Consider the following 18,998-nt stretch of genomic DNA (forward strand, 5'->3'; position numbering starts at 1 on the left):
ACCCTGAAGAATCACCGAATTGCATTGATGTGCCCGGATGGCGGTGCCAAAATGGTCGGAGCGGCACCAATGAGCCGGGATGCCTCAAAACGGCAAGATTAAACGCAGAGTGTCCGTCCGCAAAAGCGGCGTTCGACTCTTCTCGACAGCCCGGCACGGTTGCCGGACACCTGGGCTTCGCCGGACGCCGGACGCGGGAAGCCCAAAGCCAAAGACGCCATCCGTCGGTGGCGCGTGACCTCCATTGGAGGGAACGAGATGACGCAGCAACCTCTTAAGAAACGCCGCCTCCGCGTTTCAGACGTCAACGTTGTTGACCACCGGGTCCTTCGAAAAGCGCTCGGCGGGACAATCGTGGGAAACACGATGGAATGGTACGACGTTGGCGTTTTCGGTTATCTGATCACCACCATGGGGCCGGTGTTCCTGCCGGAAGCAGACAAAGCCGTACAGAACCTGTTCCTGCTGGGAACCTTCGGAGCAACCTTTATCGCCCGCCCACTGGGCGGCATATTTTTCGGCTGGCTTGGCGACAAGATCGGCCGCCAGAAGGTCCTGGCGATGACCTTGATGCTCATGGCTGCGGCCACCTTCGCCGTCGGCCTGCTCCCGGGGTATCCGGTGCTGGGCATTTGGGCCGCCGTGCTGCTGGTGATCACCAAGCTGGTGCAGGGCTTCTCCACCGGCGGCGAGTACGCGGGCGCCACCACGTTCGTCAGCGAGCACTCCCCGGACCACCGCCGCGGCTTCTTCGCCAGCTTCCTGGACATGGGGAGCTATCTGGGCTTTGCCTTGGGTGCCGGCTTGGTGTCCGTCCTCCAGCTGACCCTGGGCCAGGCCCAGATGGAGGCCTGGGGCTGGCGGATCCCGTTCCTGATCGCAGGGCCGCTCGGCATCATCGCGATCTACTTCCGGATGAAAATTGAGGAATCGCCCGCGTTCGCGGCAACCCTCGAGGCTGAGGCCGAAATCGCCAGGCATCCGGAAACCGGTGAGGTGCTCGGCCCTATGGGTCCGGTGGGAATCTTCAAGGCCTACTGGCAGAGGATAGTGCTGGCCATGATCCTCGTGGCCGCTGCCAACACCGTGGGCTACGCATTAACGTCCTACATGCCCACATACCTGACCACCAACAAGGGATACGACGAGATCCACGGGACTCTCCTGACCATCCCGGTCCTGGTGGTCATGTCCCTGTGCATTCCACTGACCGGTCATCTCTCGGACCGGATCGGCCGGCGCCCGGTGCTGTGGATCGGTGCCGTCAGCACCGTGGTTCTGTCCCTCCCGGCGTTCCTTCTGATCTCCATCGGGACCATCCCGGCCACGATCGCCGGCCTGGCCCTGGTCGCCTTCCCCGTCACGTTCTACGTTGCCAACCTCGCTTCGGCGCTCCCGGCGCTGTTCCCCACCGCCCACCGCTACGGGGCCATGGGCATCGCCTACAACTTTGCCGTGGCGATCTTCGGAGGCACCACGCCTTTCATCATTGCAAGCTTGATTCAACTCACGGGCAACGACCTGATGCCCGCCTATTACCTCATGGCCACCTCTGCGGTCGCCGCGGTCACCATTTATTTCCTGCCGGAATCCGCCCGGAGGCACCTGCCCGGGTCAATGCCCAGCGTGGATTCGGAGCAAGCTGCCCGGGAGCTGGTGGCAACACAGGACGATAACCCCATGCTGGACATGGCCACGCTGCCCTTCGGCCCCAGTTATGAGGCCGCAAAGGCGGCGCATGCGGGACCTGAAAGCAGGGCGGGGGAGCCATGAGGCGGCGGGGCCGGTAAGTGCGGGGAGAGTATGACGGCGGCACTCGGCTTAGAACCCGGGACCCGCCGGTCAGGAGAGGTATCCCCGCATATTGACTGCCTGTGACCCGAGGCATAGCGTCTGCGGTAAGCGGGGCCATTCACCCCGTTTCCACGGGATAAGGGGCCGGATCTGGGCCGCTCCTGCACGGCCACGGAGCCAGGTGAGGAGGATTCTGTGCGGACATCATTCAGCATCAAATGTACCCGGGCTCCCCGGAGGCGTTCCGGATGGCCGCGGAACACCGTGTTAGGGATCCAGGGAAGGGAAAACCATGCCGAAGTATCTGTTTGAAGGGACGTACGTGGGCCAGGGAATCAAGGGGCTCATGCAGGAAGGCGGCACCAAGCGGCGTGATGCTCTGACGGAGGCCCTCAAGTCTGTAGGCGGAACGCTGGAGAGCTTCTACTACGCCTTTGGTTACTACGACGTCCTGGGCGTTTTTGACGTGCCGGATGATGCAAGCGCTGCAGCACTGTCGCTGCTGATCAATTCGACCGGGAACGTCAACGTCCGGCTGAAGCCGCTCATGACGGTGGAAGACCTTGACGAAGCCGCCAAGAGGACGCCGTCCTACCGGGCACCGGGACAGTAGGGGAGCCTGGCACCTGGCCAGCGGGCCGGCGTCGTGGAAGTACGACGGCGGCCCGCTGGCTTTTGCACGTCAGGGTTGCCGTGGGTGCGGATTATTGCGGACACTGCCTGGCTGCCAGGAGGGCGAGATCGTGAATAAGTCGCTGGACTTCGCGCTCGCGGCCGCTGCTCCTGGAAAGCGGGGACTGGGAGGCCGTGAGCCCTTGGCTTGGAGGAGCAGGAACGGGCCGACGGGCCGCTGGCGATGCCGCGGAGTCCGATGCGTCTTTGATCGTCACGATTATCCCCTTACGCGAACTGGTGTGAACACCTTAGAAAGCAGTTACCCCCGGCGGAAGAGCTTTTATCCACCGAAGGAATTTATTGCGCGATTCTTGCGGATTCCTTGAAGGTTCCGCCGTTGGAACACCAAGGTTGAAGTTCCTTGACAGCGCTGTCAGAATCTGGTTATCTTGGTGAGCGTCATCACTGACAGCGCTGTCAATCAAGGAGAATCATGGAGACCGCATCCCGAGCACCCCGCCCGGCTGCCATCTCCATGTCCGACGTCGCCCGCCACGCTGGCGTTTCCCTAAAGACCGTCTCGCGGGTGGTTAACGCGGAGCAGTACGTCAGTGAGGCGGTACGGGATACGGTCCAGCGTGCCATTGCGGAGCTCGGGTACCGGCCGAACGGCGCAGCGCGCGCCTTGGCGTCCAAGCGGACCAGGCGGATCGGAATGATTGCTGCCAGCACCTCGTTCTCTGGCCCGTCAGCCATCCTGGACGGCGTAGAGAAGGCCGTCCGGCGGCTTGGCTACTCGCTTGCCATCGTGCGTACGCAACCGGACGAAGGCTACGAAATACAGCACGCGATCGCCCAGCTCATCGGCCAAGGCGTTGACGGGCTCATTCTGTCGGAGCCGGTGGATACCTACGACCTGGGGATCCACGCACCCTCCGGCATTCCGCTTCTCAGTATTGACTACCCGGACGACAAGCACAGTGCCGAGGAAATCGTCGTCGGACCTGACGAAGTGGACGGCGCGCGGCAGGCTGTGAACCACCTCTTGGATCTGGGCCACCGCACGGTGCACCATATCGGCGGAGACCAGGCCTGGGCGGCAGCGCGACAGCGGGCGCGCGGCTGGCGGGAGGCCCTTGAGGCTGCCGCCGCACCCGTGATAAAGCCCGTATTCGGCGACTGGACGGCTAGGTCCGGCCACGCCCAGATGCTGCAACTTCTCGAGGCAGGCAAGCCAACGGCAGTCTTCGTGGCCAACGACCAGATGGCCATTGGTGCCATCCATGCTGTGGAGCGGTCCGGCAGGTCTGTCCCCGGGCAGATCAGCATTGTGGGCTTTGACGACGCCGACGAATCCGCGTTCCTTCACACGCCCCTGACCACCATCAGGGCGGATTTCCTGGAAACGGCACGCAGGGGAGTGCAGCGCCTCGTCCAGGCCATCGAAGGCCGGGATGACGAAGCGCGGCACTTCACCCTCCCGGTGCAACTCGTGATCCGCGAGTCCGCCGCACCGCCCCCAGGCCACCCCTGAAAGAGCGACGCAGCACCAGATTCACCTCCACATCCGTCATCAACTCTCCGCGCGGTGTTAGCGCTAACAAAAGGATTACGATGAACTTACCCTCAAATGCCGCCCCCTCCCGGCGGTCCCTCCTCAAACTCGGACTGGGCCTGGGCACCGCTGCCTTCGCAGGCACGTCCCTGGCAGGCTGTGGCGGCGGTACTGCCGGCGCTCCCGTCACCGCAGGACCCGTGGACTTGTCCTTGTGGACCCACGACCAGGGCTACATCAACTTCTTTTCCGAGGTGGCCAAGGATCCCGCCAAGGCAGCCCCGTTCAGCTACAATGTCCAGGTCACCAAGTCCGGGTCGACCGACCTGATCACAAAGATGATCGCCCAGGCCGTCGCCGAGCGCGGAACACCGGACCTGGTGGGTGTGGAGATCGGCAACTATTCCAGGCTGCGCCGCAAAAACATGGCCCCGGAATTGTTCGTGGACCTGACGCCTGCCACCGCCAAGGTCAGCTCTGACCTCATTACCTCGCGCACCGCCCCCTACACCTCGGACGGCGGGCTGTACGCCCTCGACTCCGACTCGCCGTTGGTGACCTACTACTACCGGGATGACCTGTTCAAGCAGCTGGGAATTCCGGAAGGACTCCAGACCTGGGAGGAGTTCGCCGAACTGGGCGCGAAAGTCCGGATGTCAACTGACGCCTCATTCGGCGCCCTGGCCGTTGGTTCCAACCTTCCCCAGGTCATTCAGGGCTTCGATATGCTCCTGCAGCAGCGCGGCGGACAGTTGTTTGATGCCGAAGGCAAGCTGAGAATTGAATCCGAGGAAGCCGAAGAGGTTCTGACCTTCATCGCCAAAGGCTTGGCCAGCGGCTTCCTGACATCCGTCAGCGACTATTATGGGCCCAGCATCCAGGCCGCGCTCAAGAGCGGCAAGCTCGCCGGGATGTGGATGGCCAGCTGGTACAAGACTTTCGGACTGCTGCCCAACGTCCCCGATCAAAAGGGGCTGTGGCGGATTCGCCCGCTACCCCGATTCAGCGGTGGCGGAACCCGGGCTGCTTTCGCCGGCGGAACAGGTTTTGCGGTCCTCAAGGACAAGCCAAATACCGACGCCGCCACCCACCTTCTGGCCGCGGCCTATCTGGACCCGCAGCAACAGATCCGGCGGTACCAAATGCTCGGCTACCTACCCACGCTGCGCTCCGTCTTCAACGACCCCGCCCTGCTTTCCATCGGCGACGAATTCTGCGGCGGGCAGCGGCTCTTCGAGGTTTACTCCGATGTCATCGGGGAAGCCCCTGCCGTCAACCTGAGTCCGAACATGGCCATTCTGAACACCGTGCTCAGCGGATCCCTTCTCCAGGCCTACAAGGGCACCATCACCCCCCGCGAGGCGCTACGGCAGGCCGCCGAGGCGTTCCGCGGACAGACCCGCGAAGGATAGGACCATGACCACCATCGCCCCCGCCCGCACCACGTCCCGGCCACGCACACGGCGCAACGTGCACCACACCGGCCGTACGCCCTACGCATTCATTGCACCGTTCTACGTCCTGTACGGACTCTTCCTCATCGTCCCGGTCCTGGCCGCTCTCTACCTGAGTCTCACGGAATGGGTGGGCCTGGGCACACCGGACTTCGTCGGGCTTCGGAACTACACCAACCTTGCCCTGGACACCAGCTTCCACACGGCGCTGGGCAACTCCCTGCTCTACGTGCTGGTCAGCGTCTTCATCGCCGTCCCGGCCGCCCTGCTGATTGCCCAGGCCCTCAACACCCGGGGGCTCCGCGGCCGGGACCTCTTCAGGGTCGCTTTCTTTGTCCCCATGGTGCTTTCGCCCATTGTCATCGCACTGGTGTACAGCCTGTTGCTGGACCAAAACTTCGGGCTCCTCAACGCCACCCTCAAGGCACTTTTCGGGGCGCCGTCCTTGGACTGGCTAGGCGACCCGACGCTGGCCAAGATCTCCATCAGCTTTGTCCTGCTCTGGCGCTGGGTGGGGTATCTCACCATTTTTTTCCTTGCCGGACTGCAGGCCGTCCCCACTGAACTGTATGAGGCAGCCGAGCTGGACGGGGCGGGAAAGTTCCGTCAGTTCACCACCGTCACGCTTCCCGCGCTCAAGCCGGTGACCGCCTTTGTGGTGGTCACGTCATTCATCAGCGCGGCGCAGCTCTTCGACGAGCCCTACCTGCTCACCCGTGGCGGGCCCGGAGAGTCAACACTCAGTGTCGCCATGTTCATTTACCGTGCCGCCTTCGAACGTCAGCAGTTCGGCTACGCCGCCGCAGCCGGCGTCGTCCTCTTTGCGCTGGTCTTTGCCGTCAGCCAAATCCTCAACCGCGCACTCGCCATCGGGAGGGTCTCATGATCACCGCCACCACCGAACGCCAAGGCACCAAGGCGACGCCTGCCGCCGTCACGCATCGCAGCCAGCGCCGCACTCCCTACATCAGGCAGGGACTGCTCTACGCATTCCTGATCGGCCTGCTGCTGGTCTTCATCGCCCCCCTGGTGTGGGCGGCCAGTGGGTCCTTTAAATCACGCGGCGACATCTTCAACTTCCCGCCGCAGCTGATCCCGTCGCCGGCCACCACGGAGAACTATTCCAATCTCCTGGGCACCCAGCCGTTCTGGAGCTGGTTCGGCATGAGCGTGGGCACGGCGCTGCTGTCCACCGGCATCTCTGTATTCGTGTGTGCCATGGCCGGCTACGGCTTCGCCAAGTTCCGGTTTGCCGGCAAGCGGGTCCTGTTCAACATCATGTTCAGTTCGCTTTCCATCCCCTTCGCGGTCATCCTGGTGCCGCTGTTCATCCTGGTGGTGAAGACCGGGGTGTCCGATCCGTGGTTCGCCCTGGTAGTGCCCTGGGTGGCGCCGGCATTTGGCATCTTCATGATGCAGCAGTACATCATCCAATCCGTTCCCGATGAGATCCTCGAAGCAGCCAGAATCGACGGCGCCAGCGAGTTCGGCCTCTTCCTCCGGATTGTCCTGCCCCTCCTTCGCCCGTCGCTGGGCGCGCTGGCAGTGTGGAGCTTCCTGCAGACATACAACAGCTTCATGTGGCCGCTCGTGATCGTCTCCAACGCCAACCAGTACACCCTCCCGCTGGGCCTGAACATCCTGTTCGGCGCGGAGAACCAATCCTTCGACCTGGTGCTGGCAGGCTCCGTGCTCGCGTCCTTGCCCACCCTCCTCGTGTTCCTGCTGCTGCGCAAGCAGCTTCTCGAAGGCCTCGCCGCCGGCGCGGTCAAAGGCTGACCGTGACCATCCCCACCCAGAAAGGCAGCACCATGCCGTTTCCCACCGACCGCATCCTTTTCGGCGCTGCGTACTACCACGAGTACCAGCCCACCGAACGGCTGGACGCCGACATGGACCTGATGAAGGAAGCCCACTTCACCGTCATCCGAGTGGGCGAATCCGCCTGGTCCACGTGGGAACCGGAAAACGGCGTGTTCGACCTGGACTGGCTCCAGCCCGTGCTGGACGCCGCACACACCCGCGGGATCCAAGTGATCCTCGGAACGCCCACCTATGCAGCGCCCCCATGGCTGGCCCGCGCCTACCCGGAAATCAACGTCCACCGCTCCACAGGCCAGCCGATGGGCTGGGGCGCCCGCCAGGAGATCGACTACACACACCCGGCATTCCTCTTCCACGCCGAACGGATCATCCGCAAGATCATCGCACGCTACGCAGACCACCCTGCGGTGATCGGGTTCCAGGTGGACAACGAACCCGGCAACGAGATCTTCTACAACCCCGGCGTGTTCCAGCGCTTCACCGAGCACCTGCGTAAGCAGTACGGCACGGTGGAGAACATCAACAAGGAATGGGGCCTTACCTACTGGTCCCACAAGCTGTCCGACTGGGCAGACCTCTGGACGCCGGATTCAAACGCGCAGCCCCAATACGCGCTTGCCTGGCGGCGTTTCCAGGCAGAGCTGACCACGTCCTTCATCCACTGGCAGGCCGACGTGGTCCGCGAGTACGCTCGCGAGGGCCAGTTCGTCACCACTTGCATCTCCTACGAGCGGCGCACCATCCGGGACGACGCCTTGACGTCCAAGCTGGACGTCACCGCCGGAAACCCGTACTACCGGATGCAGGACCACTTGGCCCTCCCGGCTCCTGGTCCCACCAAGCAGGGTTGGACCACCGAGGGCACCTGGTCCCTGTATGCGACGGCGGACCGGATGTTCTCCTCCAAGCAGGCCCCGTTCCTGGTCACCGAAACCAATGCCCAGGCCATCGGCCATGCCCACCAGAATGAGCCCGCGTATGACGGCCAGTGGCGGCAGGCGGCATGGGCGCTGGTGTCCCGCGGGGCCAGCATGATCGAGTACTGGCACTGGCACACCCTGCACTTCGGTGCTGAAACATTCTGGGGCGGGGTGCTGCCACACAGCCTCGAGCCGGGCCGGACGTACCAGCAGATCAAGGAACTCGGAGCCGACTTCGAGGCGGCGGGAGAGCTGGTCACCGGCCTGACGCCGGACGCGGACATCGTGCTGGTGTACTCAAACGATACCAAGTGGGCCTTCCAGGAGGCCCCGCAGTTGCCGTTGGATGACGAGCCGGATCCGCGGTCCTACCAGGCCATCTTCGACGCGTTCTACCGTGGCGCCTTCGAAGCCGGGCTGCAGTCGCGATTGCTGCATGCTGCCCAGATGACGGACCTCGATCCGGCCGCGTACGCGGCGCAGCAGCCCGTGCTGGTTGCGGCCGGCCTGGCCATCGCGTCCGACGAGGAGCTTGTCTGGCTGCGCTCCTATGCCGCGGCCGGCGGGCACTTGATCCTAGGCATCCGCACCGGCTACCAAGACCAGGAGGCCCGTGCACGGCTGGAACGGAAACCCGCGCACCTGGATGACGCTGCTGGGCTGTTCTACGATGAATTCAGCACGGTGCCTGCGCCGGTGGATGTTGCTGCAGTGGAACCGGCGGCGGAGGAAGGCTTCGCCGTCAGTCCCGGTGCCGCGGGAACGCGGTGGATCGACGGCGTCCGGCCGCAGGGAGCGCAGGTGCTTGCCACCTACGGCCACGTGCACTTCGGCCGCTGGCCGGCAGTGACCACCTCGGCACATGGGGCGGGGCGGATCACCTACGTGGGAACGGTCCCCAACGAGGCGCTCGCCCGGGACATCACCGCCTGGGCTGCCCGGCAGGACGGCGCATGGCGTCCCAACGCTGATTCGCAGACCGTCACCGGGGCCACGGCCAGGAACGGCCGGCGCCTGCGGTTCGTGCATAACTGGTCGTGGACACCCAGCAGCTTCAAGCTGCCCGGCACGGTCACCGACGTGATCTCGGGGGAGGCCTTCGGCTACGGCGACCTTCTTGAGCTGGGCGCCTGGGACGTGCGGGTGCTTGTGGAGAAGGACTGAAAGAGACGGCCGACGGCGGGACGTCCCGCCGTCGGCCGAGGTGCTTATGCACCCACGACGTCGCCAACCGGAGCGGCTAAGCAGCGGCGGACTGCTCGATGGTGACGGTGCCGGCATCGCCGTCCACGGTGATCTGCTGGCCGGTGGAAAGCCGCTGTGTGGCCACTCCAGTGCCGAGAACGGCGGGGATCCCGTATTCGCGGGCCACGATGGAGCTGTGGCTCAGCGGGCCGCCGACGTCCGTCACCACGGCGGAGGCCATCGCGAACAGCGACGTCCAGGCGGGAGTGGTGATGCGGGCCACCAGGACGTCGCCCGGCTGCATCTGGCCGAAGTCCTGGGGCCCGGCCAGGACGCGGGCGGGAGCGCTGACCCTGCCCGCACTGGCGCCGACGCCTTTGATGGTGCCGCCACTCTGGTGCTGCGAGCCGGCCGGCATCATGGAGCCGAAGGCCCGCTCCATCCACCGGCTCTCGGGCAGCATCTGCGGGGCGGCGGCCTTGGCCTGGCCCCGCCACAGCATCTTCCGCTCCTCGACGGCGGCGGCACGGACGGGCCGCTCGGCCCCCGTGATGGCGGCGGTGGCCCGCGCTTCCGGTGCTGCGAGGCCGAACTCGACGGCGCTCCGGAGCTCCTGGATGCGCAGCCAGAACACATCGCCGGGCTCCGTGATGATGCCCGCGACCACCAGCCGCTGCCCGAGTTCCAGCAGCATCCGCCGCAGCAGCGGCCAGGCAAGGCCGACGTCGGCCAGCGCGTCTTCCCGGATCGGGGCGGTGTCCTGGGCCCACCGGAGCAGCCGGAGGAACGCGGACCGGCGGCGTGGCCCCAGCCGGGCGGCCATTTGTTCGGTAAGCGACTCGCGGTGTTCCGTCAGCAGCCGCTGCCGCTCGTGCGGGTCGGTGCCCTGCCCGCGCAGGTAGAACTTCACCGTTTCCAGCAGGGCGGAGGGATCGTCGGCCGCCACGGGACTGGCGAAGTCCAGGTTGTAGACCGCGTGGCCGAAGAGGTCCAGATGCTCCCGGAAGGTGAAACGCCATTCCTGCCACAGGACGTCGTCCACACCCGCGGGCGGGGAGCCGGTGCGCTGGGACTCGGCGAGCGCCGCCGTCGGCTCCTTCAGCAGCGCCGTTGTCAGTCCGGGGTCGCTGCGGGCCCAGCCGGCCAGATCGTACAGTGACTTCTCCGCCCGGATGGGTTCGCTGTCGAAGCCGAGGAGGAGCGTCTGGGCGGGCGGATCGCCGTCGCGCCGGACCAGCTTGTCGTAGAACGCGCGGAAGGAGATTTCGCTGGTGGCCGCGAGCGGAATGATCGACTCCACGGCCGTGTAGTACAGGGTGCCGGCATCCAGCAACGCGTGGACACCGGCGAGCAGTTCCTCGCCGGACAGCTCGGCGGCGGGCTTGACCGACCAGTCCTTGATTACCCGTTCATACCTGGGGTGGGAGAACTCGCGCCAGCCGGCCACGCCCATGTGGGCCTTGCCGCGAACCAGCGAACGCACCGCCGTCAGGGACCGGGCCATCATCCGCCACATCGCGGAACTGCGGTAATAGTAGTAGGCGTAGCCGTTGATGGTGGGCAGTCCAATGTCCCCGTCGCGCATGACGTTCTTGCCCACGGCCTCGGCCATGAGGGCTGTCAGCGAGCGCGCCACGGAGCCGTCGATCATGTCGGCAAACAGGGGCGAGAGCGGGTCGGGCAGCTGTTCCACGATGCTCGCCCGGAAATACAGTCCCTTGGGATACGGCAGCGGCCAGGTGTCCGGGGTGTCGGCCGCCGGTTCAGGCAGCGCGGTGATGGGCCGCGACTGCAGGATGTAGAACTTGCCGCCGGCCCGCGCCCACTCGATGTCCTGCGGCGTACCGAAATGCTCCGCGATCCGCTGTCCGTGGCGGGCGAGTTCGGCCGCGGCCTTGTCGTCCAATACTGCCGCACGACGGCGGGCTGCCGCCACCGGCTGCTCGCGGGTGCCGTTCTCCGCGTAGACGGTCATGACGTCCTTGTCAGCTGTCTGCCGCGACATCACGGAGCCGGTTCCGGCGTCGACCACCACGTCATCGGTGGTGACCATCCCGCTGACTACCGATTCGCCCAGGCCCCACGCGGCGCTGATCACCGTCTGGTCGCGCCGGCCGTTGGTGGGGTTGGCGGTGAACATGACTCCGGCCGCGTCTGCCTCCACCATCTGCTGGATCACGACGGCGAGGCGCACTTCCTCCGGTCCCACACCTTCGCGGGCACGGTAGGCCATGGCGCGGGCCGTCCAGAGGGAGGCCCAGCAGTCGATGACGGCGGCGGCCAATGCCTCCGCCCCGCGGACGTTCAGGTAGGTTTCCTGCTGCCCGGCAAAGCTGGCGGAGGCGAGGTCCTCGGCTGTGGCGGAGGAGCGCACCGCTACGGGGGCATCCCGGCCGCCGTCGAGCCGCCCGTAGCCTTCGGTGAGCTCGGCGGCAATCCCGTCTGGCATGCTGCCGCTGCTGAACAGGGCACGGATCTGCTCGGAGGCGTCCTCGTAGTCCTGGGGCGACGCCTCGGGGGACAGCGTGGCCAGTTCCTGGACGCGCTCCCCAAGGTGGTTGTCAGTGACGAACCGTGAATACGCGGCGGTGGTGAGGACAAAACCCGGCGGGACCGGCTGACCCGCCTGGATGAGTCCGCCCAGTCCCACGGCTTTGCCGCCGGCCACGCCGACGTCGTCCCGCCCCACATTGCCTAAATCCTCGACGAAGGTCATGACCGCGCGTCCTTGCTGCCCGGGATGGGGCGCCTGCACTGAACCTGGTCCTCAACATACTGGCACTGCAGGGGGCAGGAGGCCACAGACTGAGGGCCTGCCGGCGTGACCGGTTCCGCAGGGGTCTCCCACAACCGGGGGATTCTGCGGGGTCCGTGGTGCTCGGGTCGGGCGAGCCTACGGCTGCACGGAGTCGAAGAACGTGTAGCCGGAATCCGCCTGCCCGGTCTCGGCCTCGCGGGATTTCATCCGGATGAAGTCCACATCCTGCTGGGAGAGCGTGGTTTCGCCGTGGGGATCTTCGTTGAGGGGCCGGCCTGTGGCTGTACTGATTTCTGCGGATAACGTTCGCGGAAGGATCACGCAGCCGGGGTTTTCAATCAGCCACTGGGTGACTGTGGAGGGAAGCCGGTGCCACTGGTCTCGGATTAGGGTGTCGGTCATGGCGTGCTGCCAACGTTCTTGGGGATGCACTGCCGGCCCGCGGAAACGTGGAACGGCGGTGACTGGGGATCAGGGACCCGGGTCCGGGCCGACTGCGGGGACGGGTAACGGTTGATGCCCCGTTCTGACCGGGTGGTTCCGTCTTGGCCGTCCTCATTATTCGGGGCACCGGATGTCCAGTCACGGCGTCCCGACGTACAGCGAGTCTACGCCCCCACTGCCCACAGGAGGCCGGCGAAGGCCGTGCAATCTACGGGAATGATGGCACCGCGGGGGCTGGCTTCAAAGGCGGGGCCGAATCGCTGAAGGACGGACGCCGGCCGGACCGGTAGGCAGAGTCGATGACGGGTTCGAGTTCGTCGAGCACGGTGCGGTTCCCCGGGAGAACCACGTGGGCCAGGAACTCCGATTCAAGGGAAGCAACACCTGCCGCCGCCGCTCCTAGTTTGGCATCGATGGACAGGGACAGTGCGTGCCAGAACCTGCGGTTGGCGCGTTCGAGCTCTTTTGCCTTGGCTTCCCGGATAGGGCCCTCCGCAGTATCCCCCGGGGATGCCATGGTCCCATCGGACCCCGGCAGTGAGACTACGATGCGGAATTGCCGCCCGCCGCCCCTGAACGCGATGGCACTCCGGTTCCCACGTTGACTGAACAGAATGTCCGTCGCCCCGTAGTCCATGAGCGCTTGTCTGATGTGTTCCCGGGAAGCTCCGCTGCTCAAGGAGTCGCCCCGGGTGTAAGGACCTGTCATCGTCCAACTATGCGCCTTGCTGCCACTCCTTGCTTCATCTTCCGGTTGGTGAGCCCTTGATACGCCTATATCATGCTAAGCATGCTTACCATTGGTACTTCGGTTAGTTGGCTATTGGCATGGGGTGGGGCGGGCCACGGACCTTGGCGAGGGAAATATGCAGGAACCGGGCTGGCACCAGCATAGTTAAGCTTTGGACTTGTGCTTACGGGTACAGTCACCGCAGGAATGCAGGACGGAAACGAACAGGGGCTTCAATTGGCAGGAAATGCAACTTTCCGGCACAGCAACACCGCGCTGCTCTCGGTGAGCAGCGTCGAGGCTCCGAGGATCGTGAGTTCCACGGATTTCGACCGCAGGCTGGCCTCCACCCTGCAGCGGCTCAAGTTCCCGCCCCGGCTGCTTGAGCGCGTTGCTGGCGTAACGCACCGCCGCTGGTGGGCGGCCGGGACGTCGTTTGATGATGCTGCCGCCGAAGCGGGCGCAAAAGCCCTGGCCGAGGCCGGCGTCGAAGCGTCCGACGTCGGCCTGCTGATCAACACCTCCGTGACCCGGCGCAACCTGGAACCGTCCGTCGCGGTGAAGATCCACCACGGACTCGGCCTGCCGTCGTCGGCCATGAACTTCGACCTGGCCAACGCCTGCCTGGGCTTCGTGAACGGCCTGACCCTGGCGGCCAGCATGATCGACTCCGGCCAGATCAAATACGCGGTGATCGTCAACGCCGAGGATGCCGAGGCCACCCAGGAGGCCACGCTGGCCCGCCTCCAGCGGCCCGAAACCACCCGCGAGGACTTCAACCGGGAGTTCGCCACGCTCACCCTGGGCTCCGGAGCCGCTGCCGCCGTCCTGGGCCCCGCGGACCAGCACCCCGGTGCGCACCGGATCGTGGGCGGTGTGATGCGCGCCGGCACCGAACACCATGAGCTGTGCGTGGGCGGCATCGACGGCATGGCCACCGACACCAAAGGCCTGCTCGACGGCGGCCTGCAGCTCGTCGTCGATGCCTGGCACGAAGCAAAGCCGGAGTGGGACTGGGCCACCATGGACCGCTACGTCACCCACCAGGTGAGCAACGCCTACACGCAGGCCATCATCGACGCCATCGATCTGGACCCGGCCAAGGTGCCCATCACGTTCCCGCACTGGGGCAACGTTGGCCCCGCATCCCTTCCCATGACCCTCGCGGCCGAAGCGCAATCCCTCGAAACGGGGGACCGCGTTCTCTGCATGGGCGTGGGATCCGGGCTGAACACCGCCATGCTGGAAATCGTTTGGTAACCCCGGACTGGCCCGGCGTCCGCCCGGAATGGTCCCGCACAATCGAGGTAAAGTCCACGTCCGACGCCGATGCGCCAGGAACAGTGCGCCAATGGCACCTGCTGGACAACGGCGCCGAGCTCGCCCGCCTCGGCATGGCGCCCGCCGGTACCCTGCTGTGCGTGCACGGCAACCCCACCTGGTCGTATTTGTGGCGGACACTGCTGGCTGCCGGATCGGATCCGGCCCACCCGTGGCGCGTTGTGGCGGTGGACCAGCTGGACATGGGCTACTCGGAGCGCACGGGCACCTTCCGCCGCCTCGCGGACCGGATCAACGACCTCGGTGACCTGACGGATGCCCTGGACCTGGAGGGGCCGGTCGTGACGGTGGGCCACGACTGGGGCGGCGTGATCAGCCTGGGCTGGGCCCTCGCACACCCGCAGGACCTGGCCGGGGTGGTGCTGACGAACACCGCCGTCCACCAGCCCTCGGGTTCGGATATCCCGCCGGCCCTGCGGCTTGCCTTGCATCCCGCAGTGCATAAGTGGGGAACGACGACGTCGGACGCCTTTCTGCGGGTGACGCACTCCCTGGCACACCCGCCGCTGCCCGCCGGGATCCGCAAGGCCTACATGGCGCCTTACCGCGGAGCGCACCGCCGGGCCGGGGTGGGAAACTTTGTGGCGGACATTCCCGTGGACGCGTCCCACCCCAGCTTTCCGGCGCTCAGCGGCGTGGCCGAAGGGCTGCGCGGGTTGCGGGTCCCGGCGCTGATGCTCTGGGGCCCCCGGGATCCCATCTTTTCGGACCGGTACCTTAAGGACCTCCTCACCCGGCTTCCGCACGCCGATGTGCACCGCTTTGAAGGCGCGGGCCATCTCGTGGCGGAAGACCGCGATATTGCCGCACCGGTTTTCGACTGGCTCGCCCGGAACGTTAGTCCCCGCGAAAACGAATCCCCGGAAGCGGATGCCTCATCAGGTGGCGGCCTGGGGCTGGACGGTGCTCCCGAGCCGGAATCGGCGGAATTCCGGCCCCTGTGGGACCTGCTCGGCGAGCAGGCGGCAGGGCAGGCGGGAGGAGAAACCGCCGTCGCCGAAATGGCGCCGGACGGCACCACCGCCCGCTCGCTCAGCTGGCAGCAGCTGGACCGGAACATCCTGGACCTCGCCGCAGGGCTCCGGGACGCCGGAGTGGAAAGGGGCAGCCGGGTGAGCCTGATGGTTCCGCCCGGGGTGGACCTGACCGTGGCCCTCTACGCCTGCCTGCGGCTGGGCGCCGTGGTGGTCGTGGCCGACGCCGGACTGGGAACCAAGGGCTTGAGCCGGGCCGTGAAAGGCGCCACCCCTGATTTCATCATCGGAATCGACAAGGCGCTGGCTGCTGCCTCGGTGCTCGGCTGGCCGGGACGGCGGATCAGCGTGCGGGACTTCCCGCCCGCCCGCCGTCGGATGCTGGGAGTGGAGACTTCCCTCGCCGCCCTCGCCCGCGCGGGTGTCGCAGGCAGCCCAGGACAACTGACGGACAGCGCGGATCCGGAGGCCCCGGCCGCCGTACTCTTCACATCCGGTTCCACCGGCCCCGCCAAGGGCGTGCTTTATACGCACCGGCGGCTGGCCGCGATGCGGGACACGGTGGCCGAGACCTTCGGGATCCGTCCCGGCGCCCGGCTGGTGGCAGGCTTCGCGCCCTTTGCGTTGCTGGGACCGGCGCTCGGCGCGGTGTCGGTGACGCCGGCGATGGACGTCACGGCGCCCCGCACCTTGACGGCCAGCGCGCTCGCAGACGCCGCCGCGGCCATCGACGCCACGGTGGTCTTCGCCTCGCCCGCGGCGCTGCGGAACGTCCTTGCCACCCGGGAAGGCCTGAGCGCGGCGGGCCACCAAGCCCTGGGAAGCATCGGTTTGCTGCTGTCCGCCGGCGCTCCTGTCCCGGAACCGCTTCTCGCAGAGGTGCAGCGGCTGCTGCCCGGGGCCTCGCTGCACACCCCGTACGGGATGACGGAAGCGCTGCCGGTCACCGACATCAGCCTCGAACAAATCCAGGCCGCCGACGCCGATGCTGCCGCCGGCACCGTGACGGGAGCAGGCAACGGCGTGTGCGTGGGAAAGCCGGTGCATGGCGCGCGCGTGGCCGTGGTCCCGCTGGCAGCGGATGGCACGGCGCCCGGGTGCGATCCCGTGACGGAGGCCGGCGTCACTGGCGAAATCCTGGTCAGCGCCCCGCACGTCAAGGAAGCGTACGACAGGCTGTGGCTGATCCAGCAGGAAAGCAGCAGCCTGCCGGGATGGCACCGCACGGGAGATGTGGGGCATTTCGACGCCGTCGGCCGGCTGTGGGTGGAGGGGCGCCTCGCCCATGTGGTGACGGCCCCGAATTCTGTACTGACGCCGGTAGGCGCCGAACAGGCCATCGAACGCCTGGACTCAGTCCGGCTGGCGGCGATCACCGGCGTCGGACCGGCCGGCACCCAGGCCGTGGTCGCCGTCGTCGAGACCGTCCCTCCCGCCCGCAAGGCCGGCCCTGCTGATCTGCAACTCGCCGGGGATGTCCGGAGGGCGGCCCTGGAGGCAGGCGTCCACGTCTCCGCCGTGCTCGCAGTTCCCGCCCAGCCCACGGACATCCGGCACAACGCCAAGATCGACAGGAGCCGCCTGTCCCGCTGGGCCTCGCGGGTGCTGGCCGGCGGCCGCCCGGGAACGCCATGAAGGTCCTCGTCACCGGCGCCAGCGGACTGCTCGGGGGAGAGGTGGCACGGCTCCTGGTGCGCCAGGGCCACGATGTGGCCACCTTCCAGCGCCGGCCGTCAGGAGTCGACGGCGCCACGGACTTCTGCGGGTCCCTCTCGGACGAGGAAGCGCTCCGGGCAGCCGTCCAAGGCGTTGAAGGGATCATCCACCTCGCTGCGAAGGTTTCTTTTACGGGCCGCGCCGCGGAGTTCGACGAGGTGAACATCGAAGGGACGCGCCGCCTGCTCCGTTGTGCCCGTGCGGCCGGGGCACGCGATGTGGTGTTCGTGTCCTCCCCGTCCGTGGCCCATTCCGGCGCCGCCATTGCGGGGCTGGGTGCGGAGCCGGCTGATCCGGAGCATGCGCACGGCGACTACTCCCGCACGAAGGCCGAGGCGGAGTTGCTGGCCCTGGCAGCGGACGCTCCGGAATTCCGGGTGACGGCGGTGCGCCCCCACATCGTCTGGGGGCCCGGCGACACCCAGCTGGTGGAACGGGTTTTGGAGCGCGCCGGCCGGGGCCGCCTGCCGCTGCTCGACGCCGGCGCGGCCCTCATCGACACCACGTATGTGGACAACGCCGCCGCGGCCATCGTCGCCGCGCTGCACCGCATGGACCACGTCCATGGCAGGGCCCTGGTGGTGAGCAACGGCGAACCTCGTCCGGTGGGGGAGCTGCTGGCAGGCATGTGTGCCGCGGGAGGCGTCCCCGCGCCGGCGTGGTCCGTGCCCGGTGCCGTGGCCCGGGCGGCGGGAGCGGTGGTGGAGAAACTCTGGACCTGGGCCGGGCGGAAAGAAGAGCCGCCCATGACCCGGTTCCTCGCCGAGCAGCTCTCCACCGCCCACTGGTTCGACCAGCGCCAGACGCAGGAACTCCTCAACTGGTCTCCCGCAGTCTCGCTGGATGAGGGCCTGGCGAGGCTGGCCGAGCACTACAGTTCACAGTCAGCGCCGCCGTCGTAAATTACGACGGCGGCGCTCGGCTTGGGAAGGCTGCCCTCCAAGGGCGCCAGCGGCTCAGCTGATGGTGAGCTTGCGGCCCTTGATCAGGAGCCAGAAGATGAAGCTTGTTTCGCCGATGATGGCGAACAGGCCGTACACCGGGGTGAATCCATCCACGAACGCCACCCCGAGTGCGTCGAGGACGTATCCCGCGCCGGAGATGACCAGGAGGACTCCGAAGACTTTGGGGACAAAGGTGGAGCGGAGTTCCAGGTACCCGATGAGGATGAGGTAGAGCCCGAACAGCCCCAGGCTGGTGAGCCAGATGGTACGGAACGATCCGATGGCGTTCATTGCCTGTTCGGGATCGTCCAGCAGGGTGTAGGCGTAGGCCAGTTGTCCTGCGGCCACGGCGAAGAGCCCTGCGAATGCGACGCGCATCCAGGCCGCGGCCGCTGACAGCGGCCTGTTGACGCCTTTGAACAGGGCGTACCAGGCGGCAGAAACGAGCACATCGAGGAGGATGACCAGGTAGATGCATACGACGCCGGCAAGGTAGATGGGCCCCGACTGCGAGATGTCCTGGGCAGTTTTACCTGCATCTCCGGGAGTGATCAGGGGCATCACAGCCCCGAAGTAGCCGGCCGCCATGAGGACCACCACGAGCAGCAGTCCCAGCCCGGACACCAGGCTGGCGGTGGCGGGTGTCCACCTGCGGAAATCCAGTTTCGAGGTCCTTTGGGAAGGGGTGGTGCGGGTTGCTGGGAACGTGCTCATAACATCTGCCTTACGTTGTAAGTTTATGAT

General features: G+C 66.4%; 14 protein-coding genes. 10 read left to right on the forward strand and 4 right to left on the reverse strand.

Going from position 1 to position 18,998, the window contains the following annotated elements; genetic code table 11:
* Positions 1-258: 258 nt before the first annotated feature.
* The 7 genes from QFZ36_RS17960 (at position 259) to QFZ36_RS17990 (ending at position 9,326) form a co-directional block, all read left to right on the forward strand.
* Positions 259-1,773, forward strand: coding sequence for an MFS transporter (locus tag QFZ36_RS17960; protein WP_306638377.1), 1,515 nt, complete (start codon positions 259-261; stop codon positions 1,771-1,773).
* 313 nt (positions 1,774-2,086) lie between these two features.
* A complete protein-coding gene (locus QFZ36_RS17965) occupies positions 2,087-2,407 on the forward strand; it encodes a GYD domain-containing protein (protein ID WP_306638379.1) in 321 nt (106 codons plus the stop codon).
* Positions 2,408-2,902: 495 nt separating this feature from the next.
* Positions 2,903-3,943: a LacI family DNA-binding transcriptional regulator gene (locus QFZ36_RS17970; RefSeq protein ID WP_306638381.1), complete on the forward strand. Its 1,041-nt coding sequence runs from the start codon at positions 2,903-2,905 to the stop codon at positions 3,941-3,943.
* Positions 3,944-4,023: 80 nt separating this feature from the next.
* Positions 4,024-5,376, forward strand: coding sequence for an ABC transporter substrate-binding protein (locus QFZ36_RS17975; RefSeq protein ID WP_306638382.1), 1,353 nt, complete (start codon positions 4,024-4,026; stop codon positions 5,374-5,376).
* A gap of 4 nt (positions 5,377-5,380) precedes the next feature.
* Positions 5,381-6,304 (forward strand): carbohydrate ABC transporter permease, encoded by a 924-nt coding sequence (locus QFZ36_RS17980; RefSeq protein WP_306638384.1) that lies wholly within the window; start codon positions 5,381-5,383, stop codon positions 6,302-6,304.
* Complete coding sequence (locus tag QFZ36_RS17985; protein ID WP_306638386.1) at positions 6,301-7,197, forward strand: carbohydrate ABC transporter permease; 897 nt, start codon at positions 6,301-6,303, stop codon at positions 7,195-7,197. Before QFZ36_RS17980 ends, QFZ36_RS17985 begins: the two co-directional genes overlap by 4 nt.
* A 2-nt stretch (positions 7,198-7,199) precedes the next feature.
* Positions 7,200-9,326, forward strand: a complete 2,127-nt coding sequence (locus QFZ36_RS17990; protein ID WP_306638388.1) for a beta-galactosidase — start codon at positions 7,200-7,202, stop codon at positions 9,324-9,326.
* A gap of 76 nt (positions 9,327-9,402) precedes the next feature.
* On the opposite strand, the gene QFZ36_RS17995 is transcribed toward QFZ36_RS17990, so the two are convergent.
* The 3 genes from QFZ36_RS17995 to QFZ36_RS18005 all read right to left on the reverse strand — a co-directional run bounded on the left by QFZ36_RS17995 (position 9,403) and on the right by QFZ36_RS18005 (position 13,066).
* On the reverse strand, positions 9,403-12,063 hold the full coding sequence (locus QFZ36_RS17995) for a PEP/pyruvate-binding domain-containing protein (protein ID WP_306638389.1): 2,661 nt from the start codon (positions 12,061-12,063) through the stop codon (positions 9,403-9,405).
* Between the two features lie 177 nt (positions 12,064-12,240).
* Positions 12,241-12,507: a hypothetical protein gene (locus tag QFZ36_RS18000; protein ID WP_306638390.1), complete on the reverse strand. Its 267-nt coding sequence runs from the start codon at positions 12,505-12,507 to the stop codon at positions 12,241-12,243.
* Between the two features lie 250 nt (positions 12,508-12,757).
* Positions 12,758-13,066, reverse strand: a complete 309-nt coding sequence (locus tag QFZ36_RS18005; protein WP_306638391.1) for a hypothetical protein — start codon at positions 13,064-13,066, stop codon at positions 12,758-12,760.
* Between the two features lie 450 nt (positions 13,067-13,516).
* Between QFZ36_RS18005 and QFZ36_RS18010 the strand changes: the two genes are divergently transcribed.
* Genes QFZ36_RS18010 through QFZ36_RS18020 form a run of 3 tightly spaced genes read left to right on the forward strand, consistent with a single transcriptional unit; the run spans position 13,517 to position 18,212 of the window.
* Entirely contained in the window at positions 13,517-14,539 is a 1,023-nt protein-coding gene (locus QFZ36_RS18010; protein WP_306638392.1) for a 3-oxoacyl-ACP synthase III, read from the forward strand.
* Positions 14,533-17,229, forward strand: a complete 2,697-nt coding sequence (locus QFZ36_RS18015; RefSeq protein WP_306638394.1) for an alpha/beta fold hydrolase — start codon at positions 14,533-14,535, stop codon at positions 17,227-17,229. Before QFZ36_RS18010 ends, QFZ36_RS18015 begins: the two co-directional genes overlap by 7 nt.
* Positions 17,226-18,212: an NAD-dependent epimerase/dehydratase family protein gene (locus tag QFZ36_RS18020; protein ID WP_306638396.1), complete on the forward strand. Its 987-nt coding sequence runs from the start codon at positions 17,226-17,228 to the stop codon at positions 18,210-18,212. The genes QFZ36_RS18015 and QFZ36_RS18020 overlap by 4 nt, the downstream gene beginning before the upstream one ends.
* A 54-nt stretch (positions 18,213-18,266) precedes the next feature.
* Here the strand turns inward: QFZ36_RS18020 and QFZ36_RS18025 are convergent, their stop codons facing one another.
* Positions 18,267-18,968 carry a DUF4386 domain-containing protein gene (locus QFZ36_RS18025; RefSeq protein ID WP_306638398.1) on the reverse strand — a complete coding sequence of 234 codons (702 nt, stop codon included), beginning with the start codon at positions 18,966-18,968 and terminating at the stop codon, positions 18,267-18,269.
* Between the last annotated feature and the right edge of the window lie 30 nt (positions 18,969-18,998).

It is taken from the genome of Pseudarthrobacter siccitolerans (assembly GCF_030823375.1).
Taxonomy (GTDB): Bacteria; Actinomycetota; Actinomycetes; order Actinomycetales; family Micrococcaceae; genus Arthrobacter; species Arthrobacter siccitolerans_A.